Source organism: Pseudomonas sp. MIL9 (assembly GCF_016887925.1).
Taxonomy (GTDB): Bacteria; Pseudomonadota; Gammaproteobacteria; order Pseudomonadales; family Pseudomonadaceae; genus Aquipseudomonas; species Aquipseudomonas mohnii.
Genome location: NZ_JAFEHE010000030.1, coordinates 146,245 through 161,253 on the forward strand (window position 1 = coordinate 146,245; position 15,009 = coordinate 161,253).

General features: G+C 60.8%; 15 protein-coding genes. 7 read left to right on the forward strand and 8 right to left on the reverse strand.

All coding sequences use genetic code 11. The annotated features are described in order from the left end of the window. Positions 1-52: 52 nt before the first annotated feature. Positions 53-307: an Lpp/OprI family alanine-zipper lipoprotein gene (locus JQF37_RS27645; protein WP_130208169.1), complete on the reverse strand. Its 255-nt coding sequence runs from the start codon at positions 305-307 to the stop codon at positions 53-55. 236 nt (positions 308-543) lie between these two features. On the opposite strand from JQF37_RS27645, the gene JQF37_RS27650 reads away from it, so the two are divergent. After that, a complete protein-coding gene (locus JQF37_RS27650; protein ID WP_196584718.1) occupies positions 544-1,191 on the forward strand; it encodes a BON domain-containing protein in 648 nt (215 codons plus the stop codon). A 20-nt stretch (positions 1,192-1,211) separates the two neighbouring features. After that, positions 1,212-3,053: an ATP-dependent zinc metalloprotease FtsH gene (ftsH, locus tag JQF37_RS27655; RefSeq protein WP_130208173.1), complete on the forward strand. Its 1,842-nt coding sequence runs from the start codon at positions 1,212-1,214 to the stop codon at positions 3,051-3,053. A gap of 22 nt (positions 3,054-3,075) precedes the next feature. Here the strand turns inward: ftsH and JQF37_RS27660 are convergent, their stop codons facing one another. Both JQF37_RS27660 and JQF37_RS27665 read right to left on the reverse strand, forming a co-directional pair. Next, positions 3,076-3,963 (reverse strand): universal stress protein, encoded by an 888-nt coding sequence (locus JQF37_RS27660; protein WP_130208175.1) that lies wholly within the window; start codon positions 3,961-3,963, stop codon positions 3,076-3,078. A gap of 43 nt (positions 3,964-4,006) precedes the next feature. Then, a complete protein-coding gene (locus JQF37_RS27665) occupies positions 4,007-4,930 on the reverse strand; it encodes a universal stress protein (RefSeq protein ID WP_130208177.1) in 924 nt (307 codons plus the stop codon). Between the two features lie 287 nt (positions 4,931-5,217). Here JQF37_RS27665 and JQF37_RS27670 point away from each other — a divergent pair, with 287 nt between their 5' ends. Together JQF37_RS27670 and JQF37_RS27675 are read left to right on the forward strand one after the other, a co-directional pair. Then, a complete protein-coding gene (locus tag JQF37_RS27670) occupies positions 5,218-6,144 on the forward strand; it encodes a universal stress protein (RefSeq protein ID WP_130208179.1) in 927 nt (308 codons plus the stop codon). 194 nt (positions 6,145-6,338) lie between these two features. After that, positions 6,339-6,902, forward strand: coding sequence for a GNAT family N-acetyltransferase (locus JQF37_RS27675; RefSeq protein ID WP_130208181.1), 564 nt, complete (start codon positions 6,339-6,341; stop codon positions 6,900-6,902). 47 nt (positions 6,903-6,949) lie between these two features. Here the strand turns inward: JQF37_RS27675 and polX are convergent, their stop codons facing one another. Together polX and JQF37_RS27685 are read right to left on the reverse strand one after the other, a co-directional pair. After that, positions 6,950-8,731 carry a DNA polymerase/3'-5' exonuclease PolX gene (gene polX / locus JQF37_RS27680; RefSeq protein ID WP_130208183.1) on the reverse strand — a complete coding sequence of 594 codons (1,782 nt, stop codon included), beginning with the start codon at positions 8,729-8,731 and terminating at the stop codon, positions 6,950-6,952. Then, positions 8,731-9,375, reverse strand: a complete 645-nt coding sequence (locus JQF37_RS27685) for a c-type cytochrome (RefSeq protein WP_204149869.1) — start codon at positions 9,373-9,375, stop codon at positions 8,731-8,733. Before JQF37_RS27685 ends, polX begins: the two co-directional genes overlap by 1 nt. Positions 9,376-9,648: 273 nt before the next feature. Between JQF37_RS27685 and JQF37_RS27690 the strand changes: the two genes are divergently transcribed. After that, the gene (locus JQF37_RS27690; RefSeq protein ID WP_130208187.1) at positions 9,649-11,016 is read left to right on the forward strand and encodes an erythromycin esterase family protein; all 1,368 of its coding nucleotides are present in this window, start codon (positions 9,649-9,651) and stop codon (positions 11,014-11,016) included. A gap of 12 nt (positions 11,017-11,028) precedes the next feature. Here JQF37_RS27690 and JQF37_RS27695 read toward each other — a convergent pair whose 3' ends face one another. Together JQF37_RS27695 and JQF37_RS27700 are read right to left on the reverse strand one after the other, a co-directional pair. After that, positions 11,029-11,697, reverse strand: a complete 669-nt coding sequence (locus JQF37_RS27695; protein ID WP_130208189.1) for an alpha/beta hydrolase — start codon at positions 11,695-11,697, stop codon at positions 11,029-11,031. Then, positions 11,690-12,397: a phosphoribosyltransferase gene (locus JQF37_RS27700; RefSeq protein WP_130208191.1), complete on the reverse strand. Its 708-nt coding sequence runs from the start codon at positions 12,395-12,397 to the stop codon at positions 11,690-11,692. The genes JQF37_RS27695 and JQF37_RS27700 overlap by 8 nt, the downstream gene beginning before the upstream one ends. Before the next feature lie 292 nt (positions 12,398-12,689). Here JQF37_RS27700 and JQF37_RS27705 point away from each other — a divergent pair, with 292 nt between their 5' ends. Both JQF37_RS27705 and prs read left to right on the forward strand, forming a co-directional pair. Further along, positions 12,690-13,256, forward strand: coding sequence for a phosphoribosyltransferase family protein (locus JQF37_RS27705; protein ID WP_130208193.1), 567 nt, complete (start codon positions 12,690-12,692; stop codon positions 13,254-13,256). A 42-nt stretch (positions 13,257-13,298) separates the two neighbouring features. Further along, positions 13,299-14,264, forward strand: a complete 966-nt coding sequence (gene prs / locus JQF37_RS27710) for a ribose-phosphate diphosphokinase (RefSeq protein ID WP_204149870.1) — start codon at positions 13,299-13,301, stop codon at positions 14,262-14,264. A 27-nt stretch (positions 14,265-14,291) separates the two neighbouring features. Here prs and JQF37_RS27715 read toward each other — a convergent pair whose 3' ends face one another. Beyond that, positions 14,292-14,852: a nitroreductase family protein gene (locus JQF37_RS27715; protein WP_130208197.1), complete on the reverse strand. Its 561-nt coding sequence runs from the start codon at positions 14,850-14,852 to the stop codon at positions 14,292-14,294. Positions 14,853-15,009 lie beyond the last annotated feature (157 nt).

Sequence of the window (15,009 nt, forward strand, 5' to 3'; positions counted from 1 at the left end):
TACCGGCGTAATGCTCATCCGACGTCCTGTCGGTCCTTCGGGCAATCACTCATCACTTGCGCGTCGCCTTTTCCAGCATCCGGCTGGCGCGCGTATTCGCCTCATCAGCCGTGCGTTGCGCCTGACTGGCGGCTTGTGCTGCCTGTTCCGCCTTGTTGTAGGCCTCGTCAGCCCTGAGCCGTGCGGAAGCGGCATTGTTTTCGGCGGACTCCAGCCGGGCGTCGATTTCCTCGGCGTGCTTGTTACTGCACCCGGCCGTCGTGGCCAACAAAACACTCAGCAAAGCAACGGACACATACTTGTTCATGGTGATTCCCTCGGTTGAATGCATCTGAAAAATCTCGCACAACTGGACCCAGTATTCGGGTGTCAACGCTTGCGCAATCTGATTTTTGTCAACAGATCGCTGACTGGCGGTCTGCACAGCGCTCACTGAAGCCTTGTTGATTTAGCTCAAGGTCTTTGTGTCGATCAGGCGTAAAAAAAACAGACCGGGTTCATGTGACCCTCCGTCATCCCGTATAGCCGACACAGGACACGATCATGAGTGACTTGAGCCTACGTAAAACCATTCTGGAAGAGCTTGAGTTCCAGCCCCACATCGACGCCGCCCACATTGGCGTGGGCGTCGAAAACGGCGTTGTCACCCTCTCCGGCCACGTCAGCAGCTACGCGCAGAAAGTCAGTGCCGAACACGCGGTAAAGGCCATAAAAGGCGTGCGCGCCGTGGCCGAGGAAATCCAGGTCAGGCTGGAAAAAGGCGCTGGCACGGCGGACGACACCATCGCGAACCGCGCCTTGAACATCATCACCTGGAGCTCCGATATTCCAGAGGGCGACATCAAGGTCATCGTGCAAAAAGGCTGGATTACCCTCGAAGGCCAGGTGGACTGGCAATACCAGAAAGAAACCGCAGAGCGTGCGGTGCGCAAATTGTCCGGTGTGGTGGGCGTGGACAACCGTCTCACCCTTCGTCCGCGGGTAGATGTCGTCGATATCCAGCACAGCATCGAAGAAGCCCTCAAACGCAATGCCGAAGTCGACGCCAAGGCGATACGCGTCAAGGTCGAAGGCGGCGTGGTGAAGCTCGAAGGCCGGGTGCATTTCTGGCGTGAGCGTCAGCTCGCGGAACGGGCCGCCTGGGCGGTGCCTGGTGTCAGCCAGGTGGACGATCAATTGCTGATTGCCTGAGCCATGTGCGAGCCAAGTTCATGAAAAAAAATCACCAGTGGAACCTGTCCTACTTCCTGATCGCGTTTGTCGTGCTCAGCACGGTGCAAATGCTGTTTATCGAACGGCGTGCGGTGCAGAGCATTCCGTACAGCCAGTTTCTGCAGTTGCTCAGCGAGCAGAAAGTCAGCGACTTACAGATCGAGAAAGACCAGATCAACGGCAAACTCCAGGAACCGATTGACGGGCACAACCACTTCTCGACCGTGCGTGTCGACCCGACACTGGCCACCGACCTCGCCCATTCGGGTGTCGGGTTCACCGGGGTCAACGAAAACACCTTCCTCGCCAGCCTGCTGGGCTGGGTTCTGCCCTTTGTCCTGATCATGGTGCTCTGGCACTTCCTGTTTCGCGGGCTGGCGGAAAAACAAGGCATGGGCGGGCTGATGAGCATCGGCAAGTCCCGGGCCAAGGTGTTCGTCCAGCGCGACACCGGGATCACCTTCGCCGACGTGGCCGGCATCGATGAAGCCAAGGCCGAACTGGTGGAGATTGTGTCGTTCCTCAAGGACAAGGAGAAATATGGACGCCTGGGCGCCCATATTCCCAAGGGCACGTTACTGGTCGGCCCGCCGGGCACCGGCAAGACCCTGGTCGCCAAGGCCATCGCCGGTGAAGCCGGCGTACCGTTTTTCTCGATCTCCGGTTCGGAGTTTGTCGAGATGTTCGTCGGCGTCGGTGCCGCCCGTGTGCACGATTTGTTCGAGCAAGCGCGACAGGCGGCGCCCTGCATCATTTTCATCGACGAACTCGACGCCCTGGGCAAAATGCGCGGCGTCGGCGCGTTCGGCGGCAATGACGAAAAGGAGCAGACCCTCAATCAGTTGCTGGCCGAACTGGACGGTTTTGACCCGCGTGAAGGCGTGGTGCTGCTGGCCGCGACCAACCGGCCGGAGGTGCTGGACCCTGCCCTGCTCAGGGCCGGTCGCATCGACCGGCAGATTCTGGTCGATCGCCCTGACCGCAAGGGCCGCCAGGCGATCCTCAAGGTTCACCTGCAAAAGATCACCGTTGACCCCGGCCTCAATGAAGAGCGAATCGCCGACATCACCACGGGATTCACCGGCGCCGACCTGGCCAACCTGGTCAACGAAGCAGCCATCGTGGCCACCCGCCGTGGCGCCGACGCCGTCAGCCTCGACGACTTCACCGCCGCCGTGGAACGCATTGTCGCCGGGGTTGAACGCAAGAGCAGCGTACTGCGCCCCGAAGAGCGCCAGGTGGTGGCCTATCACGAGATGGGGCATGCCCTGGCTGCCAGCAGCCTGCCGGCCATGGACCCGGTGCACAAGGTTTCGATCGTGCCGCGCGCCATCGGTTCGCTGGGCTATACATTGCAGCGGCCGACCGAAGATCACTTCCTCATCAGTTGCCAGATGCTCAAGGACCGAATCGTGGTGCTGATGGCCGGACGTGCTGCCGAATACCTCGCCTATGGCCAGATTTCCACCGGCGCGGCCGATGACCTGGCCCGCGCGACGGATATCGCCCGGCAATTGATCACCCGGTTCGGCATGAGTCCCGAGCTCGGTCAATCGGTACTGGAACGCCAGAGCGCGACATACCTGGGCGAGCGTATGCAGGGCATGGGCGAGAAAGATTACTCGGAACAAACGGCCAGAGAGGTGGACTTGGGTATTCGCGCCCTGCTCGATGAAGCCTATGGACGGGCCAAGGCCTTGCTTGAGAGTCGTCGCGCCGATCTGGACGCGGGTGCGCGTCTGCTGCTGGAAAAGGAAACCCTGACGCCTGAAGAGTTCCCTGCGATCCTGCCGCTAAAAACCGCTCCGGCCTCCGCACGGGTGACAGTGACCTCATCCTGAGGCCTGTCACCCTTCAACGCTTCTAGACCGCCATGACGCAGCAAGGGACCTGATAAAGAATGTGTTCGGTCGTACTGCCCAGAAGCTTGTCCACGCCACCGGCGGACTGGACTTTTCCCATCACGATCACATCGACGTTCTGCTCGTTGGCAAACTCGCTCAGTGCCGAGACGGGGTGACCCATGACGAAGTGTCGATGATCGGCGGCCACCCCGTACTGGCTCGCCAACTTGAGGAAGTTTTTCTCGAGATCCTTGCGCAACTCCCTGGTGAGATCAGCGAGCGCCAGGCCGTCCATGTCAGCCAGATAACCCGCCGAAATGTCGCAGGCGTAAAGCAGATGCAGGTCGGCACCACATTGCATGGCCAGGGAGGTCGCTTGCTGAATGATCCGCTCGTTGAGTTCGTTGTCCGGCGATTCCTTGTCTGACACCTCCACCGCCGCGACAATCTTGCGCGGCAAGACGAAGCTGCTTGCGCCCACCAGGTACACCGGTATTGGACAGTGGCGCAGCAAGTACCAGTCCAGGGGAGTGAAAAAGGCGCGCTTGAGCAAGGACTCATGCTGAACCTCCTTGATCAACAGGTCGGGCTGCATCTCCGCGACATGCGCCAGGATGTCTTCGCGCAGGTCATCGGCCCAGGCCACCTCGATCGTCACCTCGAGTCCCCGGGTGCGCAAATTGTCGGTTTGCGCCTTGACCCAGTCGCGGTGGTCCTGCAAGTAGGCTTCCCGCGCCGTTTCCCGGTCCCCCTGTTCAAGAAAGGACAAAAGGTCCAGCGGCCCGATCAACCCTGCGATATGCAAACTGGCGCCGCTGGCCTTGGCCAGCGCGGCCGCATGATTGATCGCCGGGGAATGACGCAAGGCCGGGTTGATGATCAATAACAGCTTTTGGTACTGGCTCATGATCTGCCTCTAATCAGGTGAGTGTTCGATTGCAGCGATCCGCTCAGGACTGCAACATCCGGTCTGGCTTGATCGCCAACACATCGCAGGGCGCCCGATGCAACAATTGCTCGGCCGTGGCCCCCAGCAACTTTTCCAATCCCTTGTTCTGAACCGTGCCCATGACAATGACATCCGTGTGGTGGTCGGCTGCGAACTTACAAATGCTCGGCACCGGCACGCCCTCCATGAAGTGACGACATTCAGGTGGCACGCCATGGCGTTCGGCGATCGCCGCAAACGCCTCGTGCTGAACGGATCCCAACGCTTCATAAATGCCGGTGGCCAGCGGCAACGCGCCAAACCCCATGTCCTGGGTATACAGGGATGTCCAGTCAAACACATGCAACAGCTCCAGCCGGGCATTGCACACCTCGGCCAACTTCACGGCGGCGTCGATGATCTGGTCGTTGAACACATGATCCTGCTCTTCACCGCGCAGCACGTCGATGATCGCCAACACATTGCGCGGGCGCGCATTGAGCGAATGGGTCACCAGATGCACCGGCACTGGACAGTCGCGTAACAGCTGCCAATCCAGTGGCATGAAGAACACGCGTTTCAAGGCAGGTTCTTCCTGTGCATCCTTGATGATCATCGCCAATGGCATTTCATTGACGAATTGAACAATCTCCTCGTAGGGGTGCTGGACCCACACCACTTCGCTGGTGACCTCAACGCCGAGTTTGCTCAAGGACTCGGCCTGTTCGGTGAGCCATTGCCGATGGGTTTTCAGGTAGCCGTCAATGGCCTGGCTGATTTGCTCGGGGGCAAAAAAACCGGCTACCGCCAGCGCCTGGACATAATCAAACGCCACAATGTGCAGGGGCAACTGCAGGGCATGGGCCAACGCGCCGGCCCGGTCAAATGCGGGCGTACGGGTCATGGTGGTGGGGGCAATCAACAGTAAGCGCTGATGCTGCGACATGGGACACCTCGGCACACGGAAATGGCATGGAATAGACCTACAGAATGAACGCACCACGTTCCGTCGACTTGATCTTTGTCAGTTCTCGTTGAGCTCGGATCCGTTGAGCAAACGGCCAGCCACATCACGCTCGCCGCATGTCGGGCACCGTTGTCCTTGCCACCTCTGTTTGACAAAGATCAAGCCCCGTTCCAGAGACGGCCGCAGGATAAAGGCTGGGTTCATCGCGCGGGTGCGTCACGCCACTGCGCATTAGCGTCCAAACCATTATCGACGGGAGAGCTGCCATGCCTGATCAACCACGGTTCATGCTGGTCGTTTCGCACCAGATGGAAAACACACCGGCTTTCGACCGGGCCGCCGCGCTGGCCAAGGCTTCGGGCGCAGCACTGCACATCGTCGCGTTCGATTACCTGGAAGGCCTGGCGAGTGCTGGCGTGGTCAATGACGAGGCGCGCGAGCAGATGCGGACCGACTATGTCGAGCGCCATCGCCAATGGCTGGAGACTCAGGCCCGCCCGTTGCGCAAAATCGGCATACCCGTCACCACCGAAGTGGTCTGGGTGGAAAGACCCTTGCAGGAAATCCTCATTCATATCAAAGAGCAGCCGATGGCCTTGCTGATCAAGGCACTGGAACACGAGTCACTGCTATCACGCCTGATGTTCACCCCCCTGGACATCCATCTTCTGCGTGAATGTCCGGTGCCATTGCACTTTGTCAGCCAGGTACAGCACGACTTGCCACGCCGCATCGTCGCCGCCGTCGATCCTTTCCACCGCGACGGCGAGTACAAAAATTTCAATGACCGGATTCTTCACGAGGCGTTAAAACTGGCGACCACCTGTAACGCCGAACTCGACGTGATCTACGCACACGACCTTTCCTCCATCAGCGCCGACGAATTCGGCTTCGATAACGCCACGACGTTTTTCTCCTCGAGCAAAGCCAAGACCCTGTTCGATGCGCAGGCCGATGCCTTCCACGAACTGGCCGAACGCAACGGCATTGCGCCGGAGCGCCAGCACATGATCATGGGTGACCCGGCCAAGGTCCTGGCCAGCTACGCCGATGCCTATGACATTGACGTGATCGTCATGGGGCGTATCGGTCATCGAGGCATGAGCCGTCTGGTGGGCAGTACGGTGGAACATCTGCTGTACAAAATGCCCTGCAGCGTCTGGGTGATTTCGCCGCAAGTGCTGGCTGAATGATTAAAGCCGTGACCAGGCTGCTCGCTTTGCCGGTGGCAACCGGCAGGCAAAACGGCCACCGGTCCAGGCTGCCTGCTGGCGGTGCCCAGTGCTGATCCAGATCATGTTCGACAACCGCCGACGGTGTAAAAAGAAGTGAACCATGCGGTTCATCACTGCGCGCCAACCTTTAATACCGGCGGGAGGATCGTCCGATGTTCACTGTCAAAAATCATGATTTTCGGTCCGCTGAAGCCTATGCCAAAGTCACTGGTCAATACTGGATCGAAGCACTCCGGGATGGTCGTCACGTATTGATCCGGCAATTGACGGATAAAGACCGCGAGCGTGAATACGCCTTCATCAAGCGCCTGTCCCCCGAGTCCCGGCACATGCGCTTTCTCGCACGGGCCAACGAACCGCAAAAAGCCATGCCCGGCCCCTGGGTGGACAAAGACAACAAACAGCGCGTGGCGTACATCGCACTGGTCCACGAGGATGGCCAACTGATCGAGATCGGCGTGAGCCGCTATGGCGCCACGGGCGAGCACAAATGTGAATGTACCGTGACAGTCGCCGAAGAATGGAAGCAGCTGGGGTTGGGTACGTTGCTGATGGAGCATCTGATCACAGCCGCGCGCAAGAATGCGTTCCACCACATTTACGCGGTCGACGACTCCAGCAACGCGCCCATGCGCGCCCTGGCCAGGTCCTTGGGTTTCGAGACGCGCAACGATCCCTTCGAGACCAGCAAGGTCGTTCACCTGCTGTACCTGTAATCGTCCGCGCCCCCTTATGGCACGGGATTACGATCGGCGTTGATCGTTCAGATCGCCCCGCTGCCGCCACCGCGTAAAAACGTCTTGAGCCCGCTCAGCGAGCGGGTATTGAGCACGTCGCGCTTTTCGAGCCAGGCGCGACGGGCCTGGGCGACGCCGTAGCGCAAACAGGAAAAATCAGCGCTGCGATGGGCATCCGAATTGATGCTGATGAGCACGCCCTGCTCTTTGGCGTACTGGCAATGGATATCGAACAGGTCCATGCGCTGCGGTTGCGCGTTGAGCTCCAGGCAGCAGCCCCGCGCGGAGGCAGCCTTGATGATTGCCGGCAGGTCCATGTTCAGAGGCGCGCGCTCATTGATCAACCGACATAGCGGGTGAGCCAGAATGCTGAAGTAACGATGCTCCATGGCTTTGAGCAGGCGTCGGGTTTGTTGCGGCGATGGCAGGCTGAAATGACTGTGGACCGCGCCCACCACCAGGTCCAGGCGCCCGAGAACATCGTCCGGCAAATCCAGGCTGCCGTCCTCGAGAATATCGACCTCGATACCCTTGAGTAAGGTCATCCCCTGCAAGCGGGCGTTGAGCGCATCGATCTGGTCGATTTGCTTCAACAACCGGTCAATGTCCAGACCATGGGCCACCCTCAGGGAACGGGAATGGTCGGTAATCGCCAGGTATTGCAACCCGGCCGCCCGCGCCGCACACGCCATCTCCTCCAGGCTATTGCTGCCATCCGAAGCGCTTGTATGGGCATGCAAGTCCCCCTTGAGGTCGCTCAACTCGATCAGCCGGGGCAAGCGATCTGCCAGCGCCGCTTCGACCTCGCCTCGACCTTCGCGCAGTTCCGGCACGATCCACGGCAGGCCCAATGCCCGATAAACCGCATCCTCGGTGGCGCTGGCCACGCACGCCCTGGCCTTGAACACGCCATATTCATTGAGTTTGAGGCCTTGCTTGCGGGCCCGCTGCCGAATCGCGATGTTATGCGCCTTGCTGCCGGTGAAATACACCAGTGCCGCGCCATAGGCCGCCGGCTTGACCACCCGGATATCGACTTGCAGGCCCGAACCCAGCACGACGCTGGCACGCGTTCGCCCTTTGGCCAGCACACGGGTCACCTCCGGGTGGCGGATGAAGTGCCCACTGACGTCCACGGACGGCCCGGCGGCCACGAGGATGTCGATATCACCTATGGTGTCGCGCAGTCGTCGCAGGCTTCCGGCGACCGTTGCCGTCTCGACACCGGGCATCTGCCGCAGGTACTCGGTCATTCTCTGTGCCACCGGTTCCACGAACGCCAAGGGCCAACGACGCTCCTTGGCGAGGCCCTCCTGCACGGCACTCAACAGTCGGGCTTCCAGCTTTTCGCCGAAGCCGGGCAGATGGCGGATACGCCCCTGCTCAGCGGCCTGGCATAACTGCTGCGCGGTTTCGATGCCCAGGTCGTGGTAGAGGTGCTTGACACGTTTGGGTCCCAGACCGGCGATGGTCAGCAGTTCAACCAGTCCGGGCGGCACTGTCGACTGTAACCGCTGGCGCAGGGCGCAATCGCCAGTGACGACGACTTCGTTGATCTTGCCGGCCAAATCGACGCCGATCCCCCGCAGCTTGGGCAGTGATTCACCGCGGGCGATGCGTTGCGCCACGTCAAAGGTCAACGCTCTTAACGTCCGCGCTGCATGACGGTAAGCACGGATCCGGAAGGGATTGGCGTCCTCGATGTCCAGCAGGTCGGCGATGTCGTCAAAAATCGCGGCAATCTCGTCATTGCCCATCAGACGATCGGCCTGCGGCGACGAAGGCTGCAAGGCTGGCACAAGAGGCATTATTTCTTCGCCCCCAGCGACGCCAGGTAATGAGCGACCGATTCGGCATCCTCATCCGTCATCGCGTGAGCAACCTGCTGGGTCAGGTCGCCCCGGGGATGCGGTTCGGTCTGTTGAAAAATCTTGATCTGCCCCGCCAGGTAGGCGGCATGCTGACCTGCCAGTCGCGGCACCTGGCCACTGCCCTGCCCCTGAGCACCATGACAAGAACTGCACTGCGCGACGCCGGCGCCTGGCAAGCCCTGGCGAAAGATCAATTCACCCCGCGCATCCGGGGGATCGGCATCCGCCTTCATCGGGCTCCGGGTTGAAAAATAGTCCGCCAGTTCGGCAATCTGGGTTTGCGTCAAACGGGTAAAGCCCCACATGTACTGGGCGCCGGTTTTATCGTTGCGGCCATGGTTCTTGAAGTCAGCCAGTTGCAGCTTCAGGTACTCCTTTTGTTGGCCGGCCAACTTGGGGAACGTCGGCGAGACGGATTCGCCCGTCAGCCCATGGCACTGGGCACACACCTGGTCCGCCATGGCGATACCGGACATGGGCGAGGTTTGCTGCCCTGACTCCTCGTTCGAATGGGTACAGCCCGTGAGCATCGCTACGCAGAGGGCAACAACACAATGTGCCTGGTTGAAAGTACGCTTCATGGCAGTGGCTCCATGGTCTACGCCCTGCGTCCAGCTGATCACAACCCATTCGGAACACTGCCTATCGCGTCAGGGCATATCGGGCAGTCTGCGAATGCTTGATCCGGACACCTTCTCTTAAGCCGTTGCAGCCTTTATTGACGAAACTCAATTTTCCCTCTGAATCAGGGTGTAGGAATAAGCAATCAGGTAACCAAGCGCCCCGCAGGGCCGAGCCTGGACACCCGGCGTGATTCTGCTGGCGGGTTAACCCACTCATAGGGGATGACAGTCATGAATACAGCCTCGCAAGACCTGCTGGACACATTTGCCGGCTCGCCCCGGCGCATCGACGAGGCCGCCATCGCGCCGCTTCTGCGCCAATACGCCGAACCGCTGCCGGAACTGGATGCTCCTGCCTTTGGTGAAATGTTCGATCGCTATGCCGATGCACGCGTCGTGATGATCGGCGAAGCCAGTCATGGCACCCGCGATTTCTATCGAACCCGCGCCGCCATCACCCAAAGGCTGATCGAGCAGCACGGCTTCAACATCGTGGCCGTAGAGGCCGACTGGCCCGATGCAGGCCATGTCGATCGTTATGTCCGGGGCCTGGCGCCCTCGGCCTGGAAGCGCCACATCTTCAGCCGATTCCCGACCTGGATGTGGCGCAACGCCGAGGTCAAGACCTTCGCCCACTGGCTGCATCGGCACAATCATCAACTGGCGCCGGAACGTCGTGTCGAATTCCGTGGCCTGGACGTTTACAGTTTGCGCAACTCGATTCATGAAGTGCTGAGCTATCTCGACGGCGTGGACCCGCAACTGGCCCACGAAGCCCGGCGCCGCTATGGCTGCCTGACCCCCTGGCAGGACGACCCGGCGCTGTACGGCCACTTCGTCGAACGCGGCGGCCTGATGCCCTGTGAACAATCGGTAGTGGACCAGCTCAACGCCATGCTCGCCGAACAATTGGCCGGATTCATCAAGGACGACGAGGCGTTTTTCAACGCGGCGCAAAACGCCCGGGTGGTTCAGGCGGCCGAACAGTACTACCGGGCAATCTATCGAGGCTCGACCGCCTCCTGGAACCTGCGCGACCGGCATATGTTCGACACGTTGCAGGCATTGCTCGAGCATCGCGGTCCGCAGTCCAAAGCCGTGGTCTGGGCCCACAACTCCCACATCGGCAACGCGGCGGCCACGGAAATGGGCTGGAAGGGTCAGTTCAACATCGGCCAGCTATGCCGCAGCGCCTTTGGGCGCGACGTGGTGCTGATCGGCATGAGTACCGACCGTGGCCGGGTCGCCGCGGCCGACGACTGGGACGGCGAGATGCATATCAAGGACATTCGGCCGTCTCGCCCGGACAGTTGGGAACATCAGTTCCTCAAGGCCGGCGTGCCGGCGTCGTTGACGGACTGGCGCGACCCTCAGCGCACGGCGCTGCGCCGGGTATTGTCCAAACCATTGCTGGAGCGCGCCATCGGGGTGATTTATCGCCCCGAAACCGAGCGTGGCAGTCACTACTTCGAAGCGATGCTGGTCGAACAGTTTGACGCGATGATCTGGATCGAACAGACCCAACCGGTCACGGCGCTGCCACTGCCAAAGAGCCAGACCCTCGAACCCGAAGACGACACCTTTCCGTTTGGCGTCTGAGCCGTTCAAGGCTCATCGTGCCGACTGGCGGCCACCTTGCAGATGCGTTTCAAACCAGTCGCCAGCCAGTCGGGCGACTTCCTCGAGGGTTCCGGGCTCTTCGAACAGATGCGTAGCGCCCGCCACCACGTCCAGACGCTGCTCGCAGCGCAAGGCCTGGCAGCTTCGCTCATTCAATTCGAGCACCACCGGGTCCCGTGCGCCGACGATCTGCAAAGTGGGCGCCCGGACTTGCGCCAGTACCGGTCCCGCCAGGTCGGTTCGCCCTCCCCGGCTGACCACCGCGTGCACCACGTCCGCGCGCGCCGCAGCAGCCAACAGCGCCGCCGCCGCACCGGTGCTGGCGCCGAACAGACCGATGCGCAGCGAGCGCAAATCCGCGTCCCGGCCCACCCAGTCGATCACCTCCACCAGCCGCCCGGCAAGCAAGTCGATATCGAAACGCAGCTCGCCGGTGAGGTTATCCAGGCGTTGCTCCGGCTCTGTTAGCAGATCGAACAACAGCGACCCCAGTCCCCGCCTGGCCAGCGACTCTGCGACGAACTGATTACGCGGGCTCAGACGGCCGCTGCCGCTGCCGTGAACGAAGATCACCAGGCCGTCAGCCTGCAGCGGCAGACGCAAATCGGCCGATAGCTCAACGTCTTGCAAGTCCATCTGGCGGGATTGAGACTCAGTCATCGAAAGGCTCCCGAGAGGAGGTATCACTGGCGGCTTCTCGCTGCCAGGCCCGATGCAACAAATCAATGACTTCCTCATCCGAGGTCTGGGGGAAGCTCAAGTACCAATATCCGATCGACATCATCCATTCAGGCATGAGCGGACAGATCACTTCATCGACTTCGAAGCTCAGCATCTCCACCGTTTCCAGTGGTGCAACCGGCACGGCGACGACGATGCGAGCAGGCGCCTGCAGGCGCACCGCGCGGATAGCCGCCATCATCGAGGCACCCGTTGCCAGGCCGTCATCGATCAGAATCACCACCTGTCCCTTGAGCTGCAAGGGTGGCCGGGCGCCCCGGTACAGTCGCTCGCGCCGCTGCAATTCCTGTGTTTCGCGCGCCACCACCGCCTCGAATGCGGCCGGGGAAATCGGGTGAGCCCGCATCGCGTCTTCATTGCGGATCTGGATACCGCCACTGGCAATGGCGCCCATGGCGAACTCCGGGTTCGATGGCACGCCCAGCTTGCGCACCAGCATCAGGTCCAGGCGCACGTCCAGGGCCTTGACCACTTGATAGGCGACCGGCACACCGCCCCGAGGCAAGGCCAGGACGATGACATCGGGTCGCTGCGCGTATTTGAGCAACGGTTCCACCAGGCGTTGACCGGCTTCGACGCGGTCCTGCAAGGTGGTTTGCAATGAGGGACTTTGAGTCATGGAAAACCTCCACCGACGGTGAGGCCTGGGGTGACGTTACGCCAGGTTGATGGCGTGTTGAATGATCCGGTCATTCAGCTCGCGCTTCGCAGACGCCGGCTAAGGCACCCGCGTTGAATCAGGTTCCTCCGTTGAGGTCGTCACGGCGTTGATCAATATCAAATCCCCGCAAAAAAACGCGTATTCGCGCATTGGCATCGAGCGTCATTTCAGCGCACTTGATCAATATCAATAGGGCACGGACCTTACGGTACTAGGTTAAAAAGGAATCGGTTCTCGACAGGAGATGTGCATGGCGCCCCTCATTGCCAGTCAGCGCTTGCGTTTGTATGACAGCGACGAACTCGATGGCGTACTGCTGGCGATGGCGCACCAGGCCGCGGCCTTGTTGCCGCCCACTCAAGCCGCACTGATTGGCATCCAGCGCCGTGGCGAGCCTCTGGCACAGCGTCTTCAGCAGCATTTATCACGCCTGACCGGACAACCGGAACTGCCGATCTACCCGTTGAAGGTCAAGCGCTATGCCGACGATCTCAAGGTGTTGCATGCTCACACCGAACTGACCGAGAACCCGGTGCTCATCGGACTGGATCTGTCCAATACCACCCTGCTGGTGGTCGATGATGTGCTGTTCGAAGGCCATTCGCTCCTGCGCACCTGCGCGTACCTGGCGCAACTCGGTGCCCGTCGGGTCTACACTGCAGTTCTGGTCGACCGGCATGTCTGCCAGCAGCCGATTCGTGCCGACATTGTCGGCGTGCATCTTCAGGTCGCCGCCCAGGACATTGTCGAATGCAACGTCCCGCCCTATGAAACGGAGTTCTGCATTGAAGTCTGGCGTCATGGGGCCGCCCGATGACGGCGCAACTGTTCGCTCGATGTGCCTCAAAGGAGCCAACCCATGCTCAGCCATCGCCCGCTTCTTTTCGCTCTGCAAGGCAGTGAGGACTACGCAACCGGTGTCGCGCAGCGACTGGGCTGCCCGCTGGCGCTTCATGAGGAGCGCGACTACGAAGACGGCGAGCATAAATGCCGGCCGCTCGAATCGGTCAACGGTCGCGAGGGCGTGGTGTTCCATTCCCTGTATGGGGATGACCGGCAGAGCGCAAACGACAAGCTGTGCCGCCTGTTGTTTTTTTGCGGCGCCCTCAAGGATGCCGGCGCTCGCCATGTGCAGGTGGTCACGCCTTACCTCTGCTACGGGCGCAAGGATCGTCGCAGCCAACCACAGGACCCGACGATCACGCGCTACGTGGCGACCCTGATTGAAGCCTGTGGCATCGATCGCCTGATGGCGCTGGAGGTGCATAACCCGGCGGCGTTCGACAATGCCTTTCGCATTCCCGCGCGAAACGTGCACTGCGCGGAATTGTTCGCCCGGCATTTCGCCAGGTACGTCGGCGACGCCGATGTGGTGGCGGTGTCCCCGGACTCTGGCGGCGCCAAGCGCGCCGAGCAGTTTCGCCAGGCCCTGGAACGACAACTGGGGCGCCCGGTGGGCAGTGCGTTGATGGAAAAACACCGTGTTCACATGACGTTGACGGGCACCCTGCTGGTCGGCGATGTCGCGGGCAAGACCGCCATTGTGTTCGACGACCTGATCAGCACCGGTGAAACGCTCAAACGTGCCGGCCTTGCCTGTCAAAGAGATGGAGCAGCCCGGATATTCGCCGCCGCCACCCATGGCTTGTTCACCAACGGCGAGCAGATGTTTGACCCGCCGTTGTTCGAGCACATTGCGATTGCTGACGGCGTACCGCCGTTTCGCCTGTCCGCCGACTGTGTGAAGCAGCATGTGCACGTCGTCGACAGCACCGCCCTGATCGCCACCTTGCTCGCGGAAAGTGGCGCTTTTGATAGCGTTTAGGCAGGTGCATCGGTCTTGGGCGTGAGATCAACCGATCCAGCGGATCACCGGTTCCTTGTGTGCGACGGGCACCGGGTTGGTCTCCGGATAGCCGACGATGATCGGCGCCACTGGCGCCCACTCGGCCGGCAGGTCGAGGGTCTTCTTGCCCTGCGGCGTATTGAAAAAGCTTTGGGCGAAACCGATCCAGCAGCTGCCCAGCCCTTCGGCGTACGCAGCAAGCATCAGGTTCTCGGCCGCCAGTGAGCAGTCTTCGACAATCCACTGTCCCTGCACATTGCCTGAGATGAGGATGAGTGCTGGCGCGTGGTAGAAAATCTGAAAGTTTTCGTCGGTCAGCAACCCATGAAAGTGCCCGGAGTGCGGGCCTGCCGGCATTGTCGCGAGCATGTAGGCCTTGGCTTCACGGGAGATCCGGTCCAGCAGTTCCTGGTCGCGGATCACCGTGAACGTCCATGGCTGCTGGTTCACCGCGCTGGGCGCCTGGATAGCGGCGTTGATCAAACGACGGATGATTTTTTCATCCACCGCTTCAGTCGTGTACTCGCGCGTCGAGCGCCGTCCGGAAATGGCCTGGTCAATGTTCATGAAGGCGTACCACAAAATGAGGGGCGTTCCATAAAGTCGGCCAGCCACGGGCACCCGCTGTTGATTTAGATCAAATCGACGCCGAACCAGCCTTTCGTTTCGTCTGAAGTCTCACCTGCGGCGGTGCGAAACGACGGCGCAGGAATTTGATCTGCAT